We start from the raw sequence: 23,771 nt of genomic DNA, 5'->3' as shown, positions 1-23,771 counted from the left end.
TCTCTATGTTGCTACAGAGCCCTTAATGTTTCAACGAGTAGTAGATCTTTTCTGCCAATGCCTGCGAGATGCCCGGCACTTTTGCGATCTCCTCGATGGAGGCGTTGATTAACGGTTGCAATCCGCCCATATACTTCAGCAACATCTGGCGGCGTTTGGGTCCAATGCCCTCAATGGTCTCCAGCGAGCTGGTACTTTTCACCTTCGCACGTTTTTTACGGTGCCCGGAGATCGCGTGATCGTGGGAATCATCGCGAATGTGCTGGATCACATGCAGCGCCGGCGAATCCGGCGGCAAAGAGAACCCCTCACCTTCCGGTTCAAAGAACAATGTTTCCAGCCCGGCTTTGCGATCGCTACCTTTGGCTACGCCAAGCAATAAAGGATGGTGTTTATCCCAGGGCACATCCAGCTCGGCAAACACCGTCTTTGCTTGCCCCAGCTGCCCCTTCCCGCCGTCGATCAGAATCACGTCGGGGATTTTGCTTTCTTCTATTGCTTTACCGTAGCGGCGGCGCAGCACCTGGTTCATGGCTGCATAATCATCGCCCGGCGTAATGCCGGTAATATTGTAGCGGCGATATTCAGACCGCAGCGGGCCGTTACTGTCGAACACCACGCAGGAGGCGACGGTTTGCTCCCCCATCGTATGGCTGATATCAAAACACTCCATCCGCTTTACTTCCGGAAGTTTTAACACTTCGGCCAGCGCTTTCAGGCGCTGCTGAATGGTGGACTGTTGGGAAAGCTTTGTCACCAGCGCCGTTGCCGCGTTGGTACGGGCAAGCTTCAGGTAACGCGCCCTGTCGCCGCGAGGTTTGGTCTGGACATTCACTTTACGCCCTGCCAGCTCACTCAACGAATCTGCCAGCAGAGATTTGTCCGCCAGCGCGAAGTCGAGCAGAATTTCAGAAGGCAGCGTACGCATCTGGCTGCCCTGCAGGTAGAACTGCCCGACAAACGTCTCCACTACTTCGCTCAGCTCCGTTCCTGCCGGCACTTTCGGGAAGTAGCTGCGGCTGCCGAGCACCTTGCCCTGGCGAATGAACAAAACGTGCACGCAGGCCATGCCCGCATCAAACGAGACGCCAATGACGTCCAGATCGTCGCCGGTATTGGAGACAAACTGTTTCTCAGTAATACGGCGGACGGCCTGAATTTGGTCGCGGACCCTCGCCGCTTCTTCAAACTCAAGATTTTTGCTCGCCTCTTCCATACGGGAAATAAGCTGCGTGAGCACCTGATCGTCCTTCCCTGCTAAAAACAGACGAACATAATCCACCTGCCGGGCATAGTCTTCTTCGGTGACCAGGCCTGAAACACAGGGACCAAGGCAACGCCCGATTTGATACTGAAGGCAAGGCCGCGAGCGGTTGCGATAGACGCTGTTTTCACACTGGCGAACAGGAAAGACTTTCTGCAGCAGCGCCAGCGTTTCCCGCACGGCATAGCCGTTAGGAAACGGGCCAAAGTACTCGCCCTTCGCGTGCTTCGCGCCGCGGTGCATCGCCAGCCGAGGATGGCTATCGGCGCTCAGGAATATAAAGGGATAGGATTTATCGTCTCGCAGCAGCACATTGTAGCGAGGCTGATAGAGCTTAATGTAGTTGTGCTCAAGCAGCAGAGCCTCGGTTTCCGTGTGGGTCACCGTGACATCAATATGCTGGATCAACGCCACCAGCGCCTCTGTTTTACGGCTGGACAGATTTGTGCGGAAGTAGCTGGAGAGGCGTTTTTTCAGGTCTTTAGCTTTGCCGACATAGATAACCGTGCCGCCGGCATCGTACATGCGGTAGACGCCGGGCTTGCTGGTTACCGTCTTAAGAAAAGCCCGGGAATCAAAAGGTTCACTCACTGCTGATTAACGTCTCCGCATTGAATAACCCGTGGCGAATTGCCAGGTGCGTTAGCTCCACGTCACCGCTGATATTCAGTTTACTAAACATGCGATAGCGGTAGCTGTTCACCGTTTTAGGGCTGAGATTAAGCTGTTCAGAGATCTCATTGACCTTCTGGCCTTTAGTGATCATCAGCATAATCTGTAATTCTCGCTCAGACAAACTGGCGAACGGGGATTCCGCTTCCGGCGCTATCTGGCTTAAGGCCATCTGTTGAGCAATATCTGAAGCGATGTAACGCTGGCCCGCATTGACGGAACGGATAGCGTTCACCACGTCCTGAGGCGCCGCGCCCTTGCTTAAATACCCAGCCGCACCCGCCTGCATCACTTTCGCAGGCAGCGGGTTCTCCGTGTGGATAGTCAACATGATAACTTTGATATCTGAAGAGTAGCGGGCAATTTTACGGGTGGCTTCCAGGCCGCCGATCCCCGGCATATTCATATCCATTAACACGACATCGACCGGGTTACTGCGGCACCATTTGATGGCATCCTCACCGCAGTTCACTTCACCCGAGACTTTGATGCCTTTAATCTCTTCAAGAATGCGTCGTATCCCTGCGCGCACCAGTTCGTGGTCATCAACAAGAAGAACGTTGATCAAAGGGCTATTCTCCAGAAAGGGATAACGCTGCTGATAGCTAATTGGCCATATATTAACGTTTTTCCGGCAACATTAAAATCCAAATTGCTGCCAGCACATTCTGTTAACATCAAAGAAGAATATATCTTTACTTTCAGGTCTGTTTCTGCGGAGTACGTCAAGTTTCAACCTTCGGCACGAGCGCTATTATTCGCTGACTAAAAAACAGCTAATAATCAAAATGCGACGACCATCAAGAATAAAAAACTTATTCGCTCGCCATATTTAACGTTAGTTAAACGAGAGTGAAACAATTTGTTTTTAATTCTTCCCACTGTCCCGTGAATAACCTCTGGCTATATTGTTTATTACGGTAAACGTTTGGGCGCATTCTTACCCGCCGAACATGAATAATTCTGGCGAATGTTATGGTATACTCCGCCGCCTTATGAATATCACTGTGCATAATGGCAGCGTACTAACTAAGCATTGAGGAAAGTAAATGAGCACTCCAGATTTTTCCACCGCCGAAAACACCCGTGAACTGGCACAAGAAGTCACCTGTCTGAAGACGCTGTTAACCCTGATGCTGCAGGCTATGGGCCAGGCTGATGCGGGCCGCGTTATCCTGAAAATGGAAAAGCAAATCGCTCAACTGGAAGACCCTTCTCAGGCTGAAGTATTCAGTAATACCGTTAAGCAAATTAAACAGGCTTACCGTCAATAATCCGGGGGCGGCTGGCAGAATCCGGGTTCGCCAGCCGTCAGCGCCACACGCAACACCCGCCCCTCAGGTTCAGATAATCCCCATCGCCGCCGCATAACAGGCTATCTGCGTCTTGTTTGGCGCGTTGAATTTCTTCTGCATATTCTTCTGATGGAAGTTCACCGTATTCTCAGAAATGGACAGAATTATCGCAATTTCTGCCGACGTTTTCCCTTCTCCCGTCCACTGGAGAATCTCTCTTTCGCGCTTGCTCAGCTTCATGTCGATCATTTCGACCGACGGGTCATCCAGGCGGTTTAACGTCGCCATACTCAGCTCAGCAAGGTAGCCCAGCCGCAGCCCAAGCTCATCTTCCGAAACAATTTCCGTGCGGATATTTGAGCGCGAAACGGAAAGAAAACCAGCCGTGCGGTTAGGTGCCATGACGCAATGCGTCCGCCCTGATGCAAGACCGTGATCGCGAGCAGCATCCCACAGCTCACGAGCTTCAGCAAACAAAGCATCGCTCCAGATTATTTCACCGCGCATGAAATTAGATTGTTTCAATACCGGGTCAATAGCGAAATAGTTTTCTGTGACGTACCACTCTAGCCATTTTTGCGGGTAAGAACTCTGCAAGGATAATTTAGGCCGCGTGAAAGGCACCGGATGCCGAACACACAGTGAAAAATAATCAAAACCCAGGCATTGAGTTTGTTGTTGAACTAAAGTTTGTAATTCGCTGGCTTCAGTAATTGACAGGAAAAGTTCGAGTGCTTCCCGTCGCCAGCTAAAAAAGTCACGTTCCAGCATTATATCTGGCGTCTCTCCTGGCGCTAAAAAGTAATTCATTAATAGAATGTAATAAGCTAACACATTTATTAAAGTAATTAATGTGATTTATTGTTTTTCCGCCACAATTCTTCGGTTTTTACATATGTCAGGAAAAATTTACTGGAGCTCTGTATGGTTAAATCTTCGTTATCGCCCCTCCTTACCACAATGATCCAAGACCTGGGGCTGGAAATGCCCCAGCCGCCCGTGAGCGTGATGGGTCGGGGTGAGCTCAGTTCCCGTTTTCCTGTGACCGAAGTCGCCACGGCCAGCCTGGCGACGGCGGGTTGTGCCCTGAGAGCGCTGCTTTCTCGCCCAGATACGCCGCTTTATATAGACCAGCGGCTGGCCTCATATTGGTTTTCAGCCAGCCATTACCCCGTAAACCGTCCCCCCGCCGCGCTGTGGGATGAGTTTGCCGGGGATTACGCCACGCGAGACGGCTGGATCCGCCTGTACACAAATGCGCCGCATCACCGCCAGGCGATGGAAAGCGTGCTGGGCGTCAGCAAGGATAAAACAGCGCTCGCCCAGCGAGTTAGCGCGCGGGGTAAAACCGAACTTGAAGCCGCGATCGTTGCCGCAGGCGGATGTGCGGCGGCGATGCTAACCCACGATGAATGGCTGAAACATCCGCACGGGAAAACCGTTGCGGCAGAGCCGTTGTTCTGGCAACAGTTCCATGCCGAAGCGCCTCGCACAACGCTGGCACTGCCACCTGCACGCCCGCTGGCAGGCATCCGGGTTCTGGATCTCACCCGCATTATTGCCGGCCCGGCCGCCACCCGATTTTTGGCCGGGCTGGGGGCGCAGGTGTTACGCCTTGATCCCCCCGAATGGGAGGAGCCTACGCTTGCCGAGGAAATCACTCTCGGGAAAAAATGCGCAAGGATCGATCTCAGGTCTGCCGCAGGCAGAGAGCAATTCAAAATCCTGCTTGCCGACGCGGATGTCCTGGTGCACGGCTACCGCGCGGACGCGCTGGAATCATTAGGTTTTGATACCGAAACCCTGCAGGCTATATCTCCGGGGCTGGTAGACGTTTCGCTCAACGCCTGGGGATGGCGAGGGCCGTGGCGAAACCGCAGAGGTTTCGACAGCCTGGTGCAGATGTCCAGCGGTATCGCCGAAGCGGGAATGCGCTGGAAAAAAGCCGGACGACCTTACCCGCTTCCCGTTCAGGCTCTGGATCACGCCACGGGTTACCTTATCGCGGCGGCAGTGCTAAAAGGTCTAAACGTTCGGCATGTGCAAAATCAAGGCTATAGCGCACGCCTGTCCCTCGCCCGCACGGCCGCTTTATTAATGTCGCACCCGGCTGGAGAACAATCAGAGCTTGCCGCTATCGGCCCGCATGATTTCCAGCCGGGGATGGAATGGTCTGCCTTTGGGTTGGGAAACCGGTTGAAATTCCCGCTGAGGCTGGCAGGTACGCAGGTTCTCTGGGCGACGCCACCGGTACCTCTCGGCTCGGCGGCCGCCGCCTGGGGATGAAACCGGCGTAATCTGTGCGGCTTACTGGGTCAGAAACTTCTCGAGGAACTGCCGGGTACGCGGCTGCTGTGGGCTGGTGAAAAGCGCTTTTGCCGGCCCCTGCTCCACAATTTTGCCCTGATCCATGAAGATTGCGCGGTCGGCCACGTCGCGGGCGAAGCTCATTTCATGGGTCACAATCACCATCGTGCGCTTCTCATCGGCCAGTTGGCGGATAGTATTCAGCACTTCCCCCACCAGCTCCGGATCGAGCGCCGAGGTCGGTTCATCGAACAAAATGACTTCCGGGCGCATAGCCAGCGCGCGGGCAATCGCCACCCGCTGCTGCTGCCCGCCCGACAAGCGACGCGGGTAGCTGTTCTCTTTCCCGCTTAAGCCCACTTTCACCAGCAGTTCACGCGCGCGGGCCACGGCTTCTTCTTTCGGCTCACCCTTAACGATGACCGGGCCTTCAATAATATTTTCCAGCACCGTGCGGTGCGGAAACAGATTGAAGCTCTGAAACACAAACCCCACCTGCTGGCGCAGCGCACGAATTTTCTCTTTCTGCTTTGCCAGCGGCTGCCCGGCATCGATCGTGATATCACCCACCTGAATCGTGCCGCTGTCCGGCTCTTCCAGCAGGTTAATACTGCGCAACAGCGTGGTTTTCCCCGACCCACTCGGGCCGATGATAGCCACCACTTCGCCGGGCTTAACGTCCAGATCAATGCCGTGCAGCACCGTCTGCCCGTGGAATTTCTTCACCAGTTTTTTTACGTCAATGGCGCTCATTTCGGCTCCCTGTCCTGGCGATTAAGCTGGTTTTCAAAATAGTTCTGTAACGTGGAGAGCACCGTCGCCATCACCCAGTACACCAGCGACGCCGCAAGATACATGGTAAACACTTCCAGCGTGCGGGAGGTGATAAGCTGCGCCTGGCGGAACAGCTCCGGCACCTGAATGGTGGCCGCTAGCGAGGTGTCCTTCACCAGGCTGATAAAGCTGTTTCCCAGAGGCGGCAGCGCCACCCGGGCCGACTGCGGCAGAATCGCGCGGCGCAGCGTTTGCCAGCGTGTCATCCCGATACTGGCCGCAGCTTCCCACTGGCCTTTATCAATAGAGGCAATGGCCGCCCGCAGCGTTTCAGACGCATAAGCCGCCGTGTTTAACGACAGGCCAATCATCGCCGACGGGATCGGATCCAGCTCAATGCCAAACTGCGGCAGCCCGTAATAAATCATAAAGAGCTGGGCGATAAGCGGCGTGCCACGAAAAATTGAGACATAGAAACGCGACAGCAGCGAAAAGGGCAAAAACGCCGACAGGCGCATCAGCGCCAGCATAAACCCGAGGATCAGGCCAAAAAACATCCCGCCGATACTCAGCTGGAGCGTAAAGACCGCCCCTTTAAGCAGATACGGTGCTGAGTCCAGCACCAGTTGCAAACTTTCTTGCATGGTGATTCCCGATGATTAAAACCAGACCCGCGCCTTACAGATGCGGGTGGTAGGCAAATAGCGCGGGTGCCCCGCCGGTGTGAATAAAGGCGATTGGCCCCTGATCCTTGAATCTCTTTTGCGCCACGCCGTCAATAAGCCCGGCCATCGCTTTGCCGGTGTATACCGGGTCAAGCAGAATGCCTTCTAGTCTGGCCAGCAGCTTCACCGCTTCCATACCCTCTTCATTCGGTGTGCCATAACCCGGCGCAAAATAGTCATCCCACAGGATAATCTCGCTGGTTGCGCTCACCTCAAGAGACTGCGCCACGGCCTGTTGCAGGGCGACAACTTTTGGCTTTTGCTGCGCCACGGTTCTGGAAACCGTAACGCCAATCAGCTCCACGTCCGGCATCAGTTGCTCAAGACCGACCGCCAGGCCAGCATGTGTCCCCGCGCTGCCGGAGGCCACGACCACGGAGGACAGGCTGACGGCATCCTCGCACTGCTGGGCAATTTCCAGCGCGCTTTCAACGTAGCCCAGTGCACCAAGCGCATTCGAGCCGCCGACCGGAATAACATAAGGTCGGAATCCCTGCGCTTCCAGACGCGTGGCGACCGCTTCAAGCTGCTTGTCCGGGGCGTTCAGCGCCTCGCACATCTCGACTTCGACATTAAACAAATCAAGCAGCAGACGGTTACCGTTGGTCAGATAGTTTTCCGCGCGGGTACCGATAGGGTTTTCAAGCAGCGCCACGCAATGGAGCCCGAGTTTTGCCGCCACGGCTGCCGTCTGGCGAACGTGGTTAGACTGGATTGCCCCGGCGGTCACCAGCGTATCGGCCCCTTCCCGCAGCGCATCGGCGGCTAAAAACTCAAGCTTGCGCAGCTTGTTGCCGCCCATCGCCATCGGCGTCACGTCATCACGTTTAATATAAATTTCACGACCAAGATAGTCCGAAAAGCGCGGCAAATACTCCAGCGGCGTTGGCGCGCCAATAAATTCAAGACGAGGAAAACGCGTTAGGTGATGCAGTGACATAGGGCCTCCTGAGCCGATATCGATATCCAGTTTCATTATGCACCAGAGTGGCGGTTTCCCTCTCTGCGATAAATAAAAAAAGGTGCTGAAATCAGCACCTTTTCACTGTAATACCGCGTTACTTAGTGACGTCCGCACCGAACCATTTATCGGACAGCTTAGCCAGAGAGCCGTCTTTCTGCATCTCAGCGATGGCTGCGTCGATAGCTTTCAGCAGATCCTCATTGCCTTTACGCACGGCAACGCCAGCTTCCTGACGGGAGAACGCATCCCCCGCTACCGCCAGCGTATTGTTGGTTTTCTTCACCAGATCCAGCGCGGCGAGACGGTCGACCAGAATCGCGTCAATACGGCCCACGCGCAGATCCTGATATTTAGTTGGGTCATCATCATAGGTACGGATATCTACGCCAGGGACGTTTTCACGCAGCCACTGCTCGTAGTTAGTCCCGAGGCCCACGCCGACTTTTTTACCCTTAAGGTCAGCCGCAGTTTTGATGCCGCCTTCATTGCCTTTTTTCACCAGGGCCTGAATACCGGAAATGGTGTAAGGGGTCGAGAAGTCATATTTTTTCTTACGTTCGTCGGAAATAGTGACCTGGTTAATCACCACGTCAATACGTTTAGAATCTAAAGACGCCAGCATGCCGTCCCATTTGGTCGGCTTCAGCGCCGCTTTGACGCCAAGGTGCTGAGCCAATTGCTCGGCAAACTCAACTTCAAAGCCGGTCAGCTTACCGTCATCACCCTGGAAGCTGAACGGCGGATACGTGCCTTCCAGCCCGACCAGCAGCGTGCCGCGCTCTTTCACTTTAGTCAGCAAATTCTCAGCCGCGAAGGTTTTCACGCTTGCACCGGCCACCAGAGCAACGGCCAGCACGCCCATCAGCGCCTGACGCCCCATCATTTTTAATTTCATGTTTACCCCGATTATTTACATTTTTTTGTAGTGTAGCGGGCGGATCCGGGATATATCAAAACCAGTCCGCTACAACTTATGCAAATTTAGTATATATCGGAGGTTGCGCTAATTTCCTGGCGCGGGATCGCATGTCCCTGCACCTGAAATTGCCAGTATTTGCGTAACGCAATGCGGTAATTATTGGTGCTGGTGCGGGGCAGCCAGGCGTCCAGCGTCTCGTCCAGCAAGCCTTGCAGAGAGCCGGGAAGCGGGACTTTATGCTCGCTCAGATGGTTACCCAGGCGGCGCAGACGAACCACGTATTCACGAATCGTCCCGTGGCTCATTTCGGTCTGCTCAAACAGATACTGTTTAAAGCCAATAATATCGAAGTAGTTGTTTTGTTCTTTGCAGTGCAAATCACCGCAAAAACGACACAGCGCCATCCACTCTTTCTGCTCGATAAGCCAGGTGGCTTCATCAATAAGCGTATCAAGTTGAGCAATGGTGGCTTTATTGATGATCACCCCGCTGCGCGTGAGCGTGATGCGGTCGAGCAGCTTACTGCAATGTGCACAATGTGTCTGGGTGTGTTTGAAATCTTTGAGATAGCGGCTTAATGGCCGTCTTTTTGACTGCTGCACCGTCATGATAATTCCCAGGTCGTCAGATAATTGTGCGGCACTCCCTACAACTTACCCAGCTTGGTGCGCAAACGCTTGATCGCCTGGCTATGCAACTGGCTAACCCGTGACTCACCCACATCAAGCACCGCGCCAATCTCTTTGAGATTCAGCTCTTCCTGGTAATAAAGCGTCAGCACCAGTTGTTCGCGTTCCGGCAAAGCTTCAATCGCTTCCATTACGCGCTGGCGTAGATTGCTGTCCAGTAATTGCTGTAGCGGGTTTGCCTGCTGGTGCTCCTCGGTGACCAGTTCAATGCTATCGCCATGCTCTTCCCGCCACTCGTCATAAGAGAAGAGTTGGCTGTTATTGGTGTCGAGCAACATCTGGCGATACTCTTCGAGCGGGATGTCCAGTCGCTCCGCGACTTCCGTCTCGGTAGCGTTACGCCCCAGCTCTTGCTCCAGTTGACCAATCGCCTGTGCCACACCGCGAGCGTTACGCCTGACGCTTCGCGGCACCCAATCACGGCTGCGCAACTCATCAAGCATCGCCCCACGGATGCGCTGCACCGCGTAGGTAGTAAATGCCGTTCCCTGCAGGGCATCGTAACGTTCGACTGCATTCAACAACCCGATGCCGCCTGCCTGTAGCAGATCGTCGAGTTCCACACTCGCCGGCAGACGTACCTGCAGGCGCAATGCTTCGTGACGCACAAGCGGTACATAACGCTGCCACAGCGAGTGTTTATCCATTACACCTTCAGCGGTATACAGTGAATTCACGATAAACAGCCCTGCGTTAGTTGAGTTATCGGCATGATTATCCGTTTCTGCAGGGGTTTTAATCGGATGAATAGTGGGTGAAATGGGGGGTTATTTGGAGGTTATGAAGAAATAAACCCGTCGAAATTTAACCATAATGTATGGCAAATCATGTTCCGGCTTACTTAAAAGTATCAATTGGTTGTTAAATATTAACGCCACATACTATAGCCAAACCTGAGAAATTAAGCCGCAGAATCTATCCGGTAAAAAAAGGATAAAATCATCTGTTATTCCAGGCCTGATCTCCGTCCGGGTTGTCATACAGTGATAAATATACGCGTCGTTTCTCTGCGGCAAACTCCCCCCTGCAGTCAGGCGAACCCGATTACAAGACAGGTCATTTACATGAACATTTTAATTACGGCTATTGGGTCGATGTCTGCGCCAGCCGTGATAGATGCGCTGAAACGTGCATCCCACACCATCATCGGGTGTGATATCTACCCCGAGCAATGGGTGTATGCCTCTCGCCTGGTCGACAATTTTGTTCAGGTTCCCCGTGCAACGGATACCCAGGCCTTTATAGAAAGTATCAATACCATTTGCGACCAGCATCGCATCGACGCCATCATTCCACTCACCGATGTCGAAGTTGATACGCTTTCTGATTCCCGTGACAAGCTGCGTTCGCCTTCGACGCTGGCGCTGATGGCCGCAGACTCCATCACGCTTGCCAGAGATAAGCTGGCCTGGAGCAAACAATTTGCTGATAACGGCATTTTTCTCCCGCTGCCATCCATCGCACTTGCCGACGCCCACACGCTTTCCTTTGGTTTTCCGCTCATTCTCAAACAAAGGCATGGCCGCAGCAGTGAAGGCCTCCGCCGCGTTGAGACCGAATCCGAGCTTCGCGAATTACGCGAGCGGCTCAACGGCGACGAGTGGATTGTCCAGCCCTGGCTGCCGGGGGATGTTCACGTCATTGATATTGTCCGGCAGCGCGAGACCGGCGAATGGGCGGGCGTTACCCGCAAAGAGCTATTGCGCACCGCTAACGGCGCCGGACTAACCGTTGAAATTCTCCAGGATGATGCGTTGGTTGCCAAAGCGGCTGAAGTTGCCCGCCTGCTCGACCTCAACGGCTGCATCAATATTGAGTTTATGCGCCATTCGACCGGGGATTACCTGATGGACATAAACCCCCGCTTCTCCGCTGGGGTCGAATTTTCGCTAATGGCAGGCTACGACATGATTACCAACCATCTTCATTGTTTCAGCCGCCAGCCTATACAACCCGCTGTTGCCGTACAAAACGCCCTCTTTACGCGCCACTACGTCGCTGAAAAATCAATCACAGGATAGAGATATGAGCCAAACTACAGGGCCTGAAAAGCTCACCACGGCCGAGGAATGGGACCATAAATGGCAGGGCATTTTCGATCATTATCAAAACGATATTCGCCACGCCTACTATATTGATGCGGTCAGAAAAAGCAGTGAAAAACAGGTGTTAGAAATCGCCGCAGGCAGCTTCCGCGATATCGTTCAGTTAACAAAGCGTGGCGTTGAGGGGCACGGCATTGACTTCTCTCCTGAGTCGGTGGGCATGGCGAAAAAGCTTTATCCGTCTTTGCAGGATCGCTTTTCCGTGATGAATGCCTTCAACCTGGAATATCCGGACAAACATTTTGACCTGACCTACCACAACGGATTCTGGGTACTTTTCTCCGACGAAGACATTCAGAAGATGGCTCAGGAACAGGCCAGAATCACTCGCGGCAGAATGATAGTCACGGTACATAACGCCCATAACCAGTCGTTCGTTGATTATTTTGACTCAAAAAAAGAGACCGACTCGCTGTTTAACATTCGCTTCTTTAGCGTCGACCAGATGCAGGAGATCCTCGGAAAAGTCGCCCGTAAAGTGACTATTATTCCCGTCGGCAAAGGCAAGAAGACGCACGAGGACTGGCTGATACGCCACGGCCTGCATAATCCGCTATTGATTAACGGCATGTTCAAATTGTCCGGCCAGCGCTACCTTGAACGTAGCGAACGTTTGATGTGTATCGCCGAGTTATAGCGGCACCGCCGAAACAACAAAAAGGGCCTTGTCGCAAGACAAAGCCCTTTTTTATTCACGCCCCCGCACGGTTATGCGGCGACGCTTTGCCCCTTAGCAATCCGCCTGACCGCCGCGATGATACGCTGCTGCTCCTCGTCTGCAAGATCCGGGAATATCGGCAAACAGAGCACCTTATTAGCCAGATCGTTGGCCACCGGCAGATGCTCCGCCGCGGAGGAAGGCAGATGCCGATACATCGCGAAGGAGCTGATGAGCGGATAGAAGTAACGCCGGGTATAAATGCCCTCTTCTTTTAACGCGTCGTAAAGCACATCGCGGCTCACCGGGAAACGATCATCTATCAGCACGGGATAGTAGGCGTGGTTCCACTCGAAATCGCTTTTCTGGGTATAAAACTCAAGGCCTGGAATATCGGCCAGGCCTTCACAATAACGCTGATAAATGTCGGCACGAGCGCTTAAGGCGCCGTCGATATGCTGGAGTTGCAGCAGGCCAAACGCCGCCTGCACCTCATTCATTTTCGCGTTAATGCCCGGCGCAATCACCGTCGTTTCGTCCGCAAAACCAAAGTTTTTCAGGTAATCGATGCGCTTTTTGGTTCGGGCATCCGGGCAGATAATCGCCCCGCCTTCGATGGTGTTAAATACCTTGGTGGCATGGAAGCTGAGGATAGAAAGATCGCCGCAGTTCAGAATGCTGCTGCCGTTCTGCTTCACGCCAAAAGCGTGCGCCGCATCGTAAATCACCTTCAGCCCGTAGGTGTCGGCGATACGCTGAATTTTATCCACATCGCAGGGAATACCATAACAGTGCACCGGCATAATGGCCGTCGTTTGCGGGGTGATAAGCGCCTCAATCGCGTCGGCGTCAATATTGAACGTCTGCGGGTCAATATCGGCAAATACCGGCGTCAGGCCATTCCACAGCAGGCTGTGCGACGTTGCCACAAACGAGTACGGCGTCGTTATCACTTCGCCGCTCAGCCGCAGCGTCTGGAATGCCGTCAGCAGCGCCAGCGTGCCGTTAGAAAACAGCGAGAGATGTTTTACGCCCAAATAGTCGGCCAGCGCCTGCTCAAGCTGCTGATGAAAAGGCCCGTTGTTGGTCAGATGTTTATTCCCCCAAATTTGCTCGAGGTAAGGAACAAACTCCTCCAGCGGCGGGAGCAACGGACTGGTGACAAAGATATTTTTCATAGAACACCTCTTAATAGCGTTCACGCGAAGTGCTGCCGGCGGTTTCACCTCCGCCGCAGACACCTCACTCTAAAACGGTAAAAGTACGAGCCGCTTCACCCGCGCAGTACATACGCCAGGCTTCCTGTAGCGCCTGTTCAAAAGTTCCGGCCACGTTAAATCCGCGCTCATTCTCTGTGGGGATCTTGCCCCGCATTCCCACGCGGATTTCATTCAGTTCATCGAAATGTTCGCGCCAGCCGATGGCCTTACTGATGTAATCTGCTTCACTGAAGGCCACAAACTGTTCCAGCCCGTAGGAGCGCATAATATCCACGCCCTGCCGGCCCGCCATGGTTGCACCGCAGAGGGTCAATGTCGGCACGCCCATCCAACAGCCATGGTTGCTTGTGGTTCCCCCCGTATACGGGAAGGCATCCAGCAAAATATCGATTTCGTGGTGGTAGGAAAGGTACTCAATAAGCCCAGCCCGACGCTTAAAACTCAGCTGAGAAGCCTGCGCACCGAAGCTCACCAGTTTCTCACTGAGTGTCTCAATCATTTTTTCATCGACCATGAAGCCAATAATTAATTTCGACTCCGGGTAGCGCACCAGAATCGAAGCCCAGACGCGCAGCACCTCGTCATTGATTTTTTTCGGGCGATTAAAGCTGCCAAAAGTGATGTAGCCGTTACGCAACGCAGGCAACGTATTTACCGGCGGGCTATCAGCGTGAGGCTCAAAAACCTTCCGCATTTCGATAAACATAATGTTTTCGGTCAGCTGCTGCTCAAGCCCTGCGGGTTCCCGCTGGGTATGCATTAACACGCGGTAGTCCATGGTGCTCAGCCCCGTCGTGCCGGGATAGCCAATCCATGAAATTTGCACCGGCGCCGGGCGTAAGGCGAAAGCGGGCAGCCGGTTAAAGGTTGTATGGCCAGATAAATCAAACAGGATGTCGATGCGGTCCTGGTTAATCTGGCGGGCCAGTTCCACATCATCCAGCGCGTAGACTTCGCGCCATAACACCGCACCGGCCTTTAGATACTCGGTCATTTCGTCTTTAGCGAACGAGGCGCTATAGCCCACCAGCTCGAAGCGGTCGCGGTTCAGCCCATCCCAGAACGGCAGCAGGAACTGGCTCACCGGGTGGTTGCGCAAATCCCCGGAAACAAAACCTACGCGCAGTTTCTTCTCAGGGTTTTTCTCCCCCTTAAAGCTCAGCCGAAGCCCGGTTTTGGCCGCCCATTGACTCACAATCCGGCCATATTCACGGTGCTTCTCGAACAGCGCCGGGGCACTTACCGCAGAGTCATGGGTCATCACAAACAGCAGGCTGGTAAAATAGTCGAGGTTTTGGCTATCCAGCTGCTGCGCTTTCTCAAGGAAGTAGCGCGCCTCTTCCAGCTGCTGGTTGTCACTTAAAATCACCCCCATCATCGCCAGATGCTTAGGATCGGGTTTGCGGGTGCGCAGCGATTCACGGCAGCATTTTTCTGCCATGACTATCTCACCGCTGTGGTGATAAATAGCGGCCAGAACATGCCAGTACTCAACGTTGTTCGGGGATAAACGCAGCAGCGCATGGAGAATTTTACTGGCGGGAACGAACGTTTTCAGTTTCTGGAAGACGATCGCCAGATCGTAAAAAATCTCCTGGCTGGAGAAATAGTGCCCCATCAGGCGGCACAGGGTGGACAGCGCCTCTTCGGTATCGCCGGTCAAAATACAGCAGCGCGAATAACTGCGCAGCGCCGAAACATCGTCAGGATGAGCGAGTAATAGCTGCCCGGCCAATGCTTTGGCCTGCTCCGGCTTTCTGGCGACGATCAGCCGGTTAACATCGTTATAGAGCGCGTCGTTGACTCTCTTCACCGTCTTCTGCGGCTCATGCCCTGTTCCGGCAGCCAACAGCCCGCCCTGATCGACGGAAACGCTCAGCAACAGCAGGCTGTCGAGCAAATCCTCCAGGTAGTTGGCATTGCCCTCCAGCAGGAAGCGCTGATAATGTTTTTTCCACGCCTGCGGGGAACCGCTCAATGCGCCTTTCAGCCGCAGAGAGATAAAACAGCCCCAGGAAGCTTCATCCGTCCCGAGCATATCCCCGGCCAGGTAGCGCCACTCCTCGGCGGTGAGCGCGCAAGACTCCCCCCAGTGATTACACACGGTGACGGCTTTGTTTTCCTCTAAAATCAGCGCCAGCGGATTAACCGTCGCCCTGAGAGACGGTGAAACATCCTGATTGTAAGCCCCTGGGGAAGTAGTCCAGTAAAGCCCCGGCAGCTGGTTCACATAAAGCGTGGTCAACACGGCCAGAACCTGCTCGCGCACATCGGCAGACTGCCCTGGCGTACGGGCGTTAAACACTAACTGTTCCAGGCTGAGGCTTAGCGGCCAGGCCGCACCTAACAGATCAAGCACCCGCAGGGTAAGGGGATCGGCATGAATAGCCACCTCGCCCTGACCATTAATGTGGGCGGTGACGGCCAGCCCTTCTTCATTCACCATGCGCCGGAAGTTACCCGCCCAGTGGAATTGCCCCAAAAGGCTAAGGTCAGGCTGAGGCGGAGGGGTATGTTCCCCCTGCACGGCGCTTAGCAGGCTAAAACGTTGGGATCGGCCAAGGAGGTTATCCAGGTGCTGTTGGTTAACCGTCCTGGATTGATCCACACTCTCACGACAGGCAGCCTCAATCTCATCGCCGTAATGCTGGGGCAGTTCATACTGCGGGATCACGTCCCCGACATAGTGCAGCCCATTTTCGCTGACCAGCGCACAGAAATGGCTAAAGTCCAGCGGCTCGCCCGCCTGCCCAAGATAACGAAGCGTCAGGATAAGATCGCTCTCCCGCAGAGCCTCTTCAACTTTTGCTTTCAGCTCACCGGCCGGCAACTCGGCAAGCAAGAGCGCCAGTTTCGCCCGGGCAGCCGCAACCTGCGCGTCCACACCCTGCGCACCGGACTGCACGACAAGGGATTGCAGGATCTGCCGCAGTTCCACGGCATGATGTTCGCCGGGTAAAGTCTGCCATTGCAGAGCAATCACCCCTGAGGCTGACAAATTCTGGCGGCACCATTGCAGCAGCGCGGCGCGTTCCTCCCCGGCAAGCAGAGAAAATACGCCGCCGATAGTGATGTAATCAAACGCCCCGCCTTCAATGGCAAGGATGTCCCCCAGCCCGGCGCAAAAAAGCTCAACGTTAGCGAGCCCCAGTGCCTGAACATAGCGCTGACCAGCGGCAATACCCGTCTCATCAATATCAATCCCGATGGCCACGCTTTCAGGCCAGGCCAGCGCGTGGGCCACGATCCCCTTCGCTTCTCCGCAGCCGATATCGAGAATACGGGCGTGCGGAGGCGCCACCGTATTCAGATGGTTAAGCTGCGCGGCGCTCTGCATTGCCACGGGAGAGATTCGATGATCCGGGTAAGGCTGACTCACTTTATGCTATCCATTATTTTCAGTTGGTTATGTCTTTTCACTCAACCAGCGCGCGATACTTCTCGCGCAGCGCGGTTTTATGCTGCTGCCATTTGTCACGGTGAACGGAATCCTGAATAAAGGCCCAGCTAAAGGCATTTTCTGAATAACCGGCATCGGACACTCGCGCCAGCGGCTCCCGGCCAACGGCCATCTGCTCTACCGCGCTAAGTTCATTCAGGGAACAGGCCAGGGCAATCTGCCCCAGAAACAGTTCGGCGTTGCCGCTTGCCAGGTTGCCGTCGATAAAGCTCGCCACCCGCGCAAAGTATTTCTTCGCCAGCTCCCCCCCCTCGGTGTAAATGAAACTGGCCTTAAACTCTTCCCAGAACGGGGCACCATCGCGCCAGGCAATCGCCAGTTCTTTATGGTTCAGCGAGGCCAACAACAGGGGCAACGAGCCAATCACCAGGCTGTCCGCATCCAGCATCAATAGCGGGCCGTGGAATTTTTCCAGCGCGTGAGGCATAAACGCGAGCCGGCGGCTGGCGTAATGCACCTTGTGGCTTTTATCCGTGGTGAAAACTTCGCTGCTGTGAGAGATAGCCAACTCAGGGAAGGCGTTACGCAGACTCACCACGTCGGCTTCCAGCTGGCTGTCGCTGTTATAGATATGGAAATGCACGTTCAGGCTGTCGCGGTTGGTGTCGTAAATTGACAGCAGCAGCGGCACGCCATGCTCGTAGAAATAAGCCTTATCGCAGCCGATCACCGCCGTGGTTTTATCGTTTTGGGTTGGATGAATCAGCCAGCGGTAGCGCGACGCATCGGCCTGAAATGCCGTATTGGTCAGCGGGCGAAAATCAATAAAGGAATCGGGCATGCCGCCCAGCTTATAAATGGCGCAGATCACCATCACCAGCGTCAGCGGATCTTCGCCGATCAAATCTGAGTTGGAGGTAAGCTGCTGAATCACCACGTAAGCCTGGTTGTAATCCTCTTCCATCAGGCAGATAAGCAGTAAAATTTTCAGCGCGACCTGAGCGTTTTCCAACTCAGAGAGATTATTGGATATCAGGAAAACGGCAGAATTAACTTCATTAATACGGAACAGGATCTGGACGGCGGCAATCAGGAAGTTTTTGTTTTGGCTCAGCTGCAGCGCCTCAACCACTAACTGAGTGACGGTCTGCGCTTTTTCAGCCTCGAAGGGGGCCGGATTGTTCAACGCGCCGTTGGCAAGAATAATGGCACGCATCAGCAGCTTCAGCGCCCTTTCCTGCTCCGGGGGATAATCCGTTTGTGCCGCATTTATTTTTTCTTCAAGCGCGACGATATCCGTGCTGTGAAAATTAAGCACTTCCGCTACCAGATGGGCGGGTAAAGCATCAGCTTCCGGCAAATATAGGGTACTCGTGTAAACATCACGATAAAGCTGTGGCATTAACCGGGTACGCTCGAAGGTATTCATTGATAGTGTTGCCCTGTTTTTTCCTCATCATGAGGATGAGTGAAATGCTAACATTCGCCCCGTCAGCATAATGACGTGAACAAAACCTAAATTAGGGGCCTTTCCGCCATATTGAGAAGCGCCTTGCCGCCGCTTTTGGCTGGGCCAAAAACAAAAAAAGGCTGCTGTTTCCAGCAACCTTTTTTGTACTTTTCTGCGAAATTAACGCAGCAGGGACAGCATAGACTGTGGAACCTGGTTTGCCTGAGACAGTACAGAAGTACCAGCCTGCTGCAGGATCTGCGCACGGCTCATGTTGGAAACTTCGGTAGCGTAGTCAGCATCCTGGATACGAGACTGAGCAGCAGACAGGTTGTTGATAGAGTTGTTCAGGTTGTTGATGGTAGATTCGAAACGGTTCTGAATCGCACCCATGTTAGAACGAGCAGTATCCACTTTGTCGATTGCAGCTGCAGCCGCGTTGATAACAGCCTGTGCTGAGGAGTTATCGGTGATGTTGCCAGCCAGACCGGTGCTCAGGGTCGCAGATTTAGCGTTAATCAGCGCGGTGCTGTCGATGGTGATAACGTCGTTAGCAGAAGTCCCTGCACCAACCTGAATTTTCAGAGAGGTAGTAGTACCATCCAGCAGGTTTTTGCCGTTGAAGTTTGCACCACCAGCGATACGGTCGATTTCAGACAGACGCTGAGTGATTTCAGTGTTGATGGAAGTCAGGTCGCTGGTGCCGTTGGTGTCGTTTGCAGCCTGAGTAGCCAGCTCACGGATACGCTGTAAGTTGGTGTTGATTTCGTTCAGGTTGCCTTCAGCGGTCTGAACCAGAGAGATACCGTCGTTGGCGTTACGGCCAGCCTGAGTCATCCCTTTGATCTGAGAAGTCATACGGTTAGCAATCGCCTGACCAGCAGCATCGTCTTTAGCGCTGTTGATACGCAGGCCGGAAGACAGACGCTCGATAGCAGTACCCAGAGAAGACTGAGATTTGTTCAGGTTGTTCTGAGTAGTCAGGGACAGCAGGTTAGTATTGATTACGGACATAGTATTAATTCCTTAAAAAATTGGGTTTAGGTTCGGTGCCTAACACTCACGGCGTCTCTCACCGTCAACAAGGTTATCGACGTCCTCTGTGCCAACTTTAGAATTAATCATAAAAAAATTTCAACGCATTGAATAATAAGAAAATTAAAGTCGATATATTCTTTTTAGTTTCACTTACGTGAAGATTTAACCGCAATAACGTATATCGAAGTACGCCCGGCGAAATAATTCCCTGCCAGGTGACTTAACGTAAACCCGCTACTCTATTAATGAAGAACCTCTATCCCACAATCGAGTTATAAGGCGGATTCCCACCCGGCTATTCGGCTGATTATTTTTTTCACTCAAGAGTAAACTTTTTGAGAAGTCCGCCGATAAGTAGTGAAACCACCAGCGACTTAAAGGAAGACATCAATGGCATCGATCTCTAGCCTTGGAGCAGGCACTTCCCTGAATCTCCAGGACACTTACGATAAGCTTTACGCGGCAGAACAGACAAAATTAACAATTTTTGATACGCAGACCAAAACTTATCAAGCTCAGTTTAGTGCCTTTGGCCAGTTGAAGAATGCGTTGTCCAGTCTTGAAACCGCTACCGCAGCGCTGACGAAATCAGGTGCTCTGCTTTCTACTTCTGTGAGCACCACGAACACAGCGTTCAGCGCCACAACAACCAGTGACGCGCTGCTTGGCGATTACACAGTTAACGTAAAACAGGTTGCTAAAGCCCAAATGTTGACGACTGGCAGCATTGCCAGCAACACGGCTCAGCAAGGCAATACGACTGGCGGCACGCGTACCGTGACGATCACTCAGCCGGGCACAAAAACCCCGCTGACGGTGACGCTGTCTGATTCAGATACCTCTTTAAACGGTATCGCTAAGGCCATTAACGGCGCCAACGGCAACGTTTCTGCCTCCGTGGTGAAAGCCAGCGACGGCGATTATCGCCTGATGTTGTCTTCGAAAACCACCGGTACGCAGTCTGATATGACTATTGCCGTGACCGGTGATGACAAGCTGCAGGCGCTGATTGGCTATGACTCAACCAGCAAAACCGGCGCGCTAACGGTACAAACGCAGTCACAGAATGCACAGATGACGGTAAACGGGGTTGATATTGAGCGTCAAATCAACTCAATTTCTGACGCCGTCCCAGGGGTGACTTTTAACCTGAAGGCGAAAAGCACCGCCGACGAAACGCTGACCGTATCGCGCTCTACTGACGCCAGCAAAAAAGTAATTACCGACTGGGTGAAGGCCTACAACTCGCTGCAGTCAACCATTGCTACCGTCACTAAGTACGTAAAAGTTGACCCGGGCACGGCCCAGGACAGCAGCAACGGCGCGCTGGTAGGCGATAGCACCGTTCGCAGTATTCAGGCAGACGTGCGCAGCATGCTGACCAACGTTCAAAGCGGCAGCTACGCGATCATGGCTCAGTTGGGTATTACCCAGGATCCTGTGCTGGCGCCGGACGGCTCAAGCCAGTTAAAAGTCGACGATACCAAGCTGACTCAGGCGCTGACTAACAACCCGCAGGGCGTGATCAACTACTTTGCCGGCGACGGTAAAACGACCGGTTTCGCGACCCAGCTGGATACGAAGCTGAACAACATGTTAAGCACCAGCTCAATCAACTCTGGCGTGATTAAAAATGCGCAAGACGGCATCAACAGTACGCTGAAAACGATTGGCGATCGCAAACAGGCGATGAGCGACAGCATTGACGCCACGATGGCGCGCTACAAGACGCAGTTTACCTCACTGGCAAGCCTTGTAAGCTCGATGACCAACATGGGGAACTATCTGGCGCAGCAGTTCAACAAAAGCTAAGGATTTCATATGTACAAGAGTTCTGGTGTACAAGCCTATCAACAGGTCGGTCTGGAAAGCGCCGTCATGAGTGCCAGTCCACACCAGCTCGTGGTGATGTTGTTCGATGGGGCACTCAGTGCCCTGGTTCGGGCACGTCTGTTCCTTGAACAGGGGCAAATGCCACAAAAAGGAGAGGCGCTCTCCAAAGCCATTAATATTATTGATAATGGACTAAAAGCAGGACTGAATATGGATATCGGAGGGGAACTGCCAGGTAACCTTGCGAATCTTTATGACTATATGGTGCGACGCCTCCTGTACGCTAATTTGCGCAACGATGCAGAAGCGATTAGCGAAGTAGAGCGTTTGCTTACCAATATTGCAGATGCATGGAAACAAATCGGTCCCTCTCCCTCAACACTTCAGGATGCTATCTGATGAATGATTTCATCTCATCCCTCAATGAGTGGTATGCCCTGCATGCGCTCAGCCAAACTATGCTTGACCTTGCCCATTCCGGGCAATGGGATGAGCTGATAGAACAAGAAGTGAAATACGTTCAACTGGTAGAGGCGATTGCCAATAACCCGATTGCGCAGTCAAGCCACAGAAGTCAGGAAGAAGCCAAGGCACTGCTCGATATGATTCTCGCCAATGAAAATCAGATCAAAGGGCTGCTTAACAGCCGCCTGAGTGAACTGCGCGATCTGATTGACCAAAGCGGCCGTCAAAAATCGCTGAACAACACCTATGGTTTCCTCTCCGGCAACGTGTTAACGCCGAGCGATTTGAACCAGTAAACCTGCCGTATTTCGCATCTTATTCCATACTCCAGAGGTCAGCTAAATGACTTCTGGAGCGCGGACAAGATGACGAACCCCACCCTGTTACAGTTTTTCCACTGGTACACCCCCGGCAACGGCACACTTTGGTCAGAAGTTGCGGACCGGGCGGCCAGCCTCAGCGACATCGGCATCAACATGGTTTGGCTTCCCCCTGCTTATAAAGGCAGCGCGGGCGGTTATTCGGTGGGCTACGACAGTTACGATCTCTTCGACCTCGGAGAGTTTGACCAGAAAGGCAGCGTTGCCACCAAGTACGGAGATAAAACACAGCTGCTGGCGGCGATACAATCCCTGAGGGATAACGGCGTTTCGGTGCTGCTGGACGTTGTCGTCAACCATAAAATGGGCGCCGACGAAAAAGAACACATCCGCGTCAACCGGGTGAACGCCGATAACCGCAACGATATCTCCCCTGAGGTCATCGACTGCGAGGCCTGGACGCGCTACACCTTCCCCGCCCGCGCCGGGCAATACTCAGCCTTCATCTGGGACTACAAATGCTTTAGCGGCGTGGATCATATTGAAAACCCGGATGAAGACGGCATTTTCAAAATCGTCAATGACTACACCGGCGAAGGCTGGAACGACCAGGTAGACGACGAGCTGGGGAATTTCGATTATCTGATGGGGGCCAATATCGACTTCCGCAACCATGCGGTGACCGAGGAGCTGAAATACTGGGCGCGCTGGGTGATGGCCGAGACGCAGTGTAACGGCTTCCGGCTCGATGCCGTCAAACATATCCCGGCCTGGTTTTATAAAGCATGGATTGAGCACGTACAGGAAGTGGCGGAAACGCCGCTGTTTATCGTGGCGGAATACTGGTCCCATGAAGTGGACAAACTGCAGGAATATATTGCCCAGGTAGAAGGCAAAACAATGCTGTTTGATGCCCCTTTGCAGATGAAATTCCATGAGGCGTCGCGGCTTGGGCGTGACTATGACATGAGCCAGATTTTCACCGGCACGCTGGTTGAGGCCGACCCGTTCCACGCCGTCACGCTGGTGGCTAACCACGACACCCAGCCGCTACAGGCGCTTGAAGCCCCCGTGGAGGCCTGGTTTAAACCGCTGGCCTATGCGCTAATTCTACTGAGTGAAAACGGCGTGCCGTCGGTGTTTTACCCGGATCTTTTCGGCGCGAGCTACGACGATGAAGGCGGCGACGGGCAAAACTACCATATTGATATGCCGGTCATTGAGCAGTTGGACGATCTGATCCACGCCCGGGAGCGTTTTGCCCACGGCGTGCAGACTTTGTGGTTCGATCACCCTAACTGCATTGGCTTTAGCCGCAGCGGCACGGCAGAAGCCCCGGGCTGCGTGGTTATCATGTCCAACGGTGATGACGGCGAAAAGCACGTCACCTTAGGTGAAAATTTCGCTGAGAAGAGCTGGCGTGATTATCTCGGCAATCGCGAGGAGACGGTACACACGGATGCTGACGGGAGCGCAACCTTTACCTGTAACGGCGGCAGCGTCAGCGTTTGGGTGCTGGAGGATGTGTTGTGATTTAGCTTCACCTGGCGCACTGCCACATAATCGTTAATTCCCACGATTATGTGGCGCTGGATAAAGATTCCGTTCACTTCCAGTCCTGTTTTATATGCAGTCACCGCACAGGTGAACGTCTCAGGGGAGCCACCGTCGCT

Annotated in this window: 21 protein-coding genes; 8 read left to right on the top strand and 13 right to left on the bottom strand. The window is 53.6% G+C overall.

Features of this window, described 5'->3' with window-relative positions; genetic code table 11:
* Positions 1-22: 22 nt before the first annotated feature.
* Both uvrC and uvrY read right to left on the bottom strand, forming a co-directional pair.
* Complete coding sequence (gene uvrC / locus CNE01S_RS00105) at positions 23-1,855, bottom strand: excinuclease ABC subunit UvrC (protein WP_061272100.1); 1,833 nt, start codon at positions 1,853-1,855, stop codon at positions 23-25.
* Positions 1,848-2,504, bottom strand: a complete 657-nt coding sequence (uvrY, locus tag CNE01S_RS00100) for a UvrY/SirA/GacA family response regulator transcription factor (protein WP_008453836.1) — start codon at positions 2,502-2,504, stop codon at positions 1,848-1,850. Before uvrY ends, uvrC begins: the two co-directional genes overlap by 8 nt.
* Positions 2,505-2,985: 481 nt before the next feature.
* On the opposite strand from uvrY, the gene CNE01S_RS00095 reads away from it, so the two are divergent.
* Positions 2,986-3,210, top strand: a complete 225-nt coding sequence (locus CNE01S_RS00095) for a DUF2594 family protein (protein ID WP_061272097.1) — start codon at positions 2,986-2,988, stop codon at positions 3,208-3,210.
* Positions 3,211-3,279: 69 nt separating this feature from the next.
* Here CNE01S_RS00095 and sdiA read toward each other — a convergent pair whose 3' ends face one another.
* Entirely contained in the window at positions 3,280-4,002 is a 723-nt protein-coding gene (gene sdiA / locus CNE01S_RS00090; RefSeq protein ID WP_061272095.1) for a quorum-sensing transcriptional regulator SdiA, read from the bottom strand.
* A gap of 153 nt (positions 4,003-4,155) precedes the next feature.
* Between sdiA and CNE01S_RS00085 the strand changes: the two genes are divergently transcribed.
* Positions 4,156-5,517 (top strand): CoA transferase, encoded by a 1,362-nt coding sequence (locus CNE01S_RS00085; RefSeq protein WP_061272092.1) that lies wholly within the window; start codon positions 4,156-4,158, stop codon positions 5,515-5,517.
* A 21-nt stretch (positions 5,518-5,538) separates the two neighbouring features.
* On the opposite strand, the gene tcyN is transcribed toward CNE01S_RS00085, so the two are convergent.
* From tcyN to fliA, 6 genes are all read right to left on the bottom strand, one after another.
* A complete protein-coding gene (gene tcyN / locus CNE01S_RS00080) occupies positions 5,539-6,291 on the bottom strand; it encodes an L-cystine ABC transporter ATP-binding protein TcyN (protein ID WP_061272090.1) in 753 nt (250 codons plus the stop codon).
* Positions 6,288-6,956, bottom strand: a complete 669-nt coding sequence (gene tcyL / locus CNE01S_RS00075) for a cystine ABC transporter permease (protein WP_061272088.1) — start codon at positions 6,954-6,956, stop codon at positions 6,288-6,290. The genes tcyN and tcyL overlap by 4 nt, the downstream gene beginning before the upstream one ends.
* 34 nt (positions 6,957-6,990) lie before the next feature.
* Positions 6,991-7,977 (bottom strand): D-cysteine desulfhydrase, encoded by a 987-nt coding sequence (gene dcyD / locus CNE01S_RS00070; protein ID WP_061272086.1) that lies wholly within the window; start codon positions 7,975-7,977, stop codon positions 6,991-6,993.
* 118 nt (positions 7,978-8,095) lie between these two features.
* Complete coding sequence (gene tcyJ, locus CNE01S_RS00065) at positions 8,096-8,896, bottom strand: cystine ABC transporter substrate-binding protein (protein ID WP_061272084.1); 801 nt, start codon at positions 8,894-8,896, stop codon at positions 8,096-8,098.
* A gap of 86 nt (positions 8,897-8,982) precedes the next feature.
* Positions 8,983-9,528 (bottom strand): flagella biosynthesis regulatory protein FliZ, encoded by a 546-nt coding sequence (gene fliZ, locus CNE01S_RS00060; protein WP_038481662.1) that lies wholly within the window; start codon positions 9,526-9,528, stop codon positions 8,983-8,985.
* A 38-nt stretch (positions 9,529-9,566) separates the two neighbouring features.
* Positions 9,567-10,286 (bottom strand): RNA polymerase sigma factor FliA, encoded by a 720-nt coding sequence (gene fliA / locus CNE01S_RS00055; RefSeq protein WP_008453816.1) that lies wholly within the window; start codon positions 10,284-10,286, stop codon positions 9,567-9,569.
* A 387-nt stretch (positions 10,287-10,673) separates the two neighbouring features.
* On the opposite strand from fliA, the gene CNE01S_RS00050 reads away from it, so the two are divergent.
* Positions 10,674-11,630 carry an ATP-grasp domain-containing protein gene (locus CNE01S_RS00050; RefSeq protein ID WP_061272082.1) on the top strand — a complete coding sequence of 319 codons (957 nt, stop codon included), beginning with the start codon at positions 10,674-10,676 and terminating at the stop codon, positions 11,628-11,630.
* A 4-nt stretch (positions 11,631-11,634) separates the two neighbouring features.
* Positions 11,635-12,351, top strand: coding sequence for a class I SAM-dependent methyltransferase (locus CNE01S_RS00045; RefSeq protein ID WP_061272080.1), 717 nt, complete (start codon positions 11,635-11,637; stop codon positions 12,349-12,351).
* A 71-nt stretch (positions 12,352-12,422) separates the two neighbouring features.
* Here CNE01S_RS00045 and CNE01S_RS00040 read toward each other — a convergent pair whose 3' ends face one another.
* The 4 genes from CNE01S_RS00040 to CNE01S_RS00025 form a co-directional block, all read right to left on the bottom strand.
* Positions 12,423-13,550, bottom strand: a complete 1,128-nt coding sequence (locus CNE01S_RS00040; RefSeq protein WP_061272079.1) for a DegT/DnrJ/EryC1/StrS family aminotransferase — start codon at positions 13,548-13,550, stop codon at positions 12,423-12,425.
* Between the two features lie 64 nt (positions 13,551-13,614).
* Positions 13,615-16,971, bottom strand: a complete 3,357-nt coding sequence (locus CNE01S_RS00035) for an O-linked N-acetylglucosamine transferase family protein (protein WP_342747923.1) — start codon at positions 16,969-16,971, stop codon at positions 13,615-13,617.
* Between the two features lie 37 nt (positions 16,972-17,008).
* Complete coding sequence (locus tag CNE01S_RS00030) at positions 17,009-18,421, bottom strand: hypothetical protein (RefSeq protein WP_061272075.1); 1,413 nt, start codon at positions 18,419-18,421, stop codon at positions 17,009-17,011.
* A 201-nt stretch (positions 18,422-18,622) separates the two neighbouring features.
* Positions 18,623-19,456 (bottom strand): flagellin N-terminal helical domain-containing protein, encoded by an 834-nt coding sequence (locus tag CNE01S_RS00025; protein ID WP_061272073.1) that lies wholly within the window; start codon positions 19,454-19,456, stop codon positions 18,623-18,625.
* Between the two features lie 414 nt (positions 19,457-19,870).
* Between CNE01S_RS00025 and fliD the strand changes: the two genes are divergently transcribed.
* The 4 genes from fliD to amyA all read left to right on the top strand — a co-directional run bounded on the left by fliD (position 19,871) and on the right by amyA (position 23,631).
* Positions 19,871-21,292: a flagellar filament capping protein FliD gene (gene fliD / locus CNE01S_RS00020; RefSeq protein ID WP_061272071.1), complete on the top strand. Its 1,422-nt coding sequence runs from the start codon at positions 19,871-19,873 to the stop codon at positions 21,290-21,292.
* 9 nt (positions 21,293-21,301) lie between these two features.
* Positions 21,302-21,712, top strand: a complete 411-nt coding sequence (gene fliS / locus CNE01S_RS00015) for a flagellar export chaperone FliS (RefSeq protein WP_061272069.1) — start codon at positions 21,302-21,304, stop codon at positions 21,710-21,712.
* A complete protein-coding gene (gene fliT / locus CNE01S_RS00010) occupies positions 21,712-22,074 on the top strand; it encodes a flagella biosynthesis regulatory protein FliT (protein ID WP_061272067.1) in 363 nt (120 codons plus the stop codon). The genes fliS and fliT overlap by 1 nt, the downstream gene beginning before the upstream one ends.
* Before the next feature lie 69 nt (positions 22,075-22,143).
* Complete coding sequence (gene amyA, locus CNE01S_RS00005; RefSeq protein ID WP_061272065.1) at positions 22,144-23,631, top strand: alpha-amylase; 1,488 nt, start codon at positions 22,144-22,146, stop codon at positions 23,629-23,631.
* Positions 23,632-23,771: the final 140 nt, after the last annotated feature.

It is taken from the genome of Cedecea neteri NBRC 105707 = ATCC 33855, from assembly GCF_001571265.1.
Classification (GTDB): Bacteria; Pseudomonadota; Gammaproteobacteria; order Enterobacterales; family Enterobacteriaceae; genus Cedecea; species Cedecea neteri.
Note: the sequence above shows the minus strand (reverse complement) of the source record. Positions and strands in the feature narration are given on the sequence as shown.

Coding starts and splice junctions, on each gene's coding strand:
- dcyD (WP_061272086.1), bottom strand. CDS start 7,977: ATGTCACTGCATCACCTAACGCGTTTTCCTCGTCTTGAATTTATTGGC.
- CNE01S_RS00050 (WP_061272082.1), top strand. CDS start 10,674: ATGAACATTTTAATTACGGCTATTGGGTCGATGTCTGCGCCAGCCGTG.
- amyA (WP_061272065.1), top strand. CDS start 22,144: ATGACGAACCCCACCCTGTTACAGTTTTTCCACTGGTACACCCCCGGC.
- fliT (WP_061272067.1), top strand. CDS start 21,712: ATGAATGATTTCATCTCATCCCTCAATGAGTGGTATGCCCTGCATGCG.
- CNE01S_RS00030 (WP_061272075.1), bottom strand. CDS start 18,421: ATGAATACCTTCGAGCGTACCCGGTTAATGCCACAGCTTTATCGTGAT.
- fliD (WP_061272071.1), top strand. CDS start 19,871: ATGGCATCGATCTCTAGCCTTGGAGCAGGCACTTCCCTGAATCTCCAG.
- CNE01S_RS00025 (WP_061272073.1), bottom strand. CDS start 19,456: ATGTCCGTAATCAATACTAACCTGCTGTCCCTGACTACTCAGAACAAC.
- tcyL (WP_061272088.1), bottom strand. CDS start 6,956: ATGCAAGAAAGTTTGCAACTGGTGCTGGACTCAGCACCGTATCTGCTT.
- fliZ (WP_038481662.1), bottom strand. CDS start 9,528: ATGACGGTGCAGCAGTCAAAAAGACGGCCATTAAGCCGCTATCTCAAA.
- sdiA (WP_061272095.1), bottom strand. CDS start 4,002: ATGCTGGAACGTGACTTTTTTAGCTGGCGACGGGAAGCACTCGAACTT.
- tcyN (WP_061272090.1), bottom strand. CDS start 6,291: ATGAGCGCCATTGACGTAAAAAAACTGGTGAAGAAATTCCACGGGCAG.
- CNE01S_RS00045 (WP_061272080.1), top strand. CDS start 11,635: ATGAGCCAAACTACAGGGCCTGAAAAGCTCACCACGGCCGAGGAATGG.
- CNE01S_RS00085 (WP_061272092.1), top strand. CDS start 4,156: ATGGTTAAATCTTCGTTATCGCCCCTCCTTACCACAATGATCCAAGAC.
- CNE01S_RS00095 (WP_061272097.1), top strand. CDS start 2,986: ATGAGCACTCCAGATTTTTCCACCGCCGAAAACACCCGTGAACTGGCA.
- CNE01S_RS00040 (WP_061272079.1), bottom strand. CDS start 13,550: ATGAAAAATATCTTTGTCACCAGTCCGTTGCTCCCGCCGCTGGAGGAG.
- fliS (WP_061272069.1), top strand. CDS start 21,302: ATGTACAAGAGTTCTGGTGTACAAGCCTATCAACAGGTCGGTCTGGAA.
- tcyJ (WP_061272084.1), bottom strand. CDS start 8,896: ATGAAATTAAAAATGATGGGGCGTCAGGCGCTGATGGGCGTGCTGGCC.